Here is a 2136-nt window from a genome sequence, read left to right as displayed (position 1 = left end):
GGGACGGCAGCCACCTCTTGCAGGAAGTCCACCCTGACGGCAGGTATACCTATCTCTACACCGATCCCGACAGCTACGAACCCTTGGCGCAGGTATGCAACTGGACCAACGAAGATGGTGAAAGCAAACAGCAAACCCACTACTTCCACTGCGACCAAATCGGTATCCCGAGAGAGATGACCGATAAGGACGGCAACCTCTTATGGTTCGGCAACTACACCGGCTGGGGTCGTCTGAAAGAGGAAACCAAGGTAACGTATAACGCATACCAACCCTTCCGATTGCAAAACCAGTACGCTGACCGTGAGACAGGGCTGCATTACAACTTCTTCAGGTATTATGAGCCTGATGCGGGTCGGTTTGTGAATCAGGATCCGATTGGATTGGCTGGTGGTAGTAACCTCTATTGGGCTTTACAAAACAGTCAAATGTGGGCTGACCCATTAGGGTTAAGTTCTAAAAAATCGCCTGGAACATGTAATGATCCATGTGCAGGACAAGATCCTGCCGGTGAAGCGGCTGGCTGGCAAGGAAGTAAGGACTATCCAGGTGTGGATAATTGGAAAAATGTTGTCCTAGAAAAAGGGACAATATTGTTTACACTGTATCCACATGGGCCGGCAGGTATGGCTTCTGCCCCTGGGAATTATTTTGTTCGAGGATACGCTGTACGTTCTGCAAGAGGAAATGCCAGAGCATTTAACGATTCTGTACAGGTGAGACATAGTGGAAATGCTAATGCCGCACGTGACATGAGAAAACAATTACATATATTTGTAGTAGAAGAAGATATTTGCGTAGGAAAATCAAAAGCAAAAGCAAATAAAAAATATGGCGATGGGGGAGCAACCCAATATTATATTCGAGATATAGATAAACCGAAATTAACAAGTACTGGCAAACTTCGATCTTTTAGGAGGTAAAATTACATATGAATCAAATTAAATTATTTATACAACAAAAAAACATTGTCATCAATAATCTCTCCTTAAACTTTAATGATATTAAAGACATTAAAGAAAAAACTAAATTAATAAATTTTAAAAATATACAAGAAGGTATTTATTTATTTCAAGAAAATATTTATTACCTTGGAGAAGAAGGAAAAATATTTATTGACATATACAAAAAAGAAATTGATATCTTATTCAATGACTATTTTTATTTAACTAAAAACATCTTAGAATCAAAAATTATTCAAAATTTTCTTAATTTATATCCTTCTTTAAAATCATATTGTGTACTAAAAAGTGCTCCAGTACTCGAATTTAAAGGACCTGAATTGGCATGGAATTCCCTTTTGTTCATCTATGACTCCAAACAGGCGTCAATAAGGCTGAATATTTCATTCTAAAATACTACAGTAAAATAATAAGAAGTATTTATGAAACAACCATACGAAATACACTCAGATTTTTTTAAGAAAATGATTGCTTCAGGCTGGTATGAGAATAGAGAAATTATTTTAGATTCTCTACCCCACCATTTAGAGGAGTTACCTGATAATGTAAAAAAATTTCTAAGAGAAATATGGTATTTAACAATTAGCTATGACGCTTATTATCGTAGTAATGGACGCATCTTTCTATCTACGGTACTGCATAACTTTGGGGAAACTACAAATACCTTAGTTGACTATTCGATAGATGATGAGGATTATATTTTTTATCAAAAATCTATTGGCAAAAAATTAAGAAATTTCGGCTTTGCAGATAACCGAGAAATCCTTATTGATTAACTGGGAAGAATTTATTTTATTCCTGATTCTGGAAATTTATATTATTTGGGAGGTAAATTTTATGAGGGATTATATAATTTAATATTTAGAACTGGAAATTCATTTATCGTAGAGGAGGATGGGGAACTTTTTGTAGAATCAGAAGTAGGTATTTCACCAGGAAATATGAATATTAGAGATACTGAGTAAACATAGGTTTTCCCAAGCTCTAACGCCCCGTAAGGTCGTCTCCCCCTCCTTTCAGACGACCCCATCCCCCCAACAGGAGCACCCAATGGCCGTCAATAAAATCGCCCGTAAAAGCAGCAAGTTCCGCGTTGTCTTTACCGTCCCCGATTTCTGTTGGCCGCCTCCTCCCGCTCCGCCTTCCGTTCCACCCATCCCCTTCCCACTCTTTG

The 2136-nt window shown here is 38.1% G+C and carries 3 protein-coding genes; all 3 read left to right on the top strand.

Translation table 11 applies throughout. The features are described from left to right. Positions 1–923 (top strand): RHS repeat-associated core domain-containing protein (locus HMPREF2871_RS12130; RefSeq protein ID WP_283117060.1); only part of this gene is annotated, 923 nt, incomplete at its 5' end. A gap of 8 nt (positions 924–931) precedes the next feature. Next, positions 932–1354, top strand: coding sequence for a hypothetical protein (locus HMPREF2871_RS07415; protein WP_049230545.1), 423 nt, complete (start codon positions 932–934; stop codon positions 1352–1354). Positions 1355–1384: 30 nt separating this feature from the next. Further along, positions 1385–1738, top strand: coding sequence for a hypothetical protein (locus HMPREF2871_RS11480; protein WP_049343568.1), 354 nt, complete (start codon positions 1385–1387; stop codon positions 1736–1738). The last annotated feature ends 398 nt before the right edge of the window (positions 1739–2136 follow it).

Source organism: Neisseria sp. HMSC067G12 (assembly GCF_001812725.1).
Classification (GTDB): Bacteria; Pseudomonadota; Gammaproteobacteria; order Burkholderiales; family Neisseriaceae; genus Neisseria; species Neisseria perflava.
The sequence above is the reverse complement of the archived record's forward strand: the minus strand, read 5'-3'. Positions and strand labels throughout refer to the sequence as shown.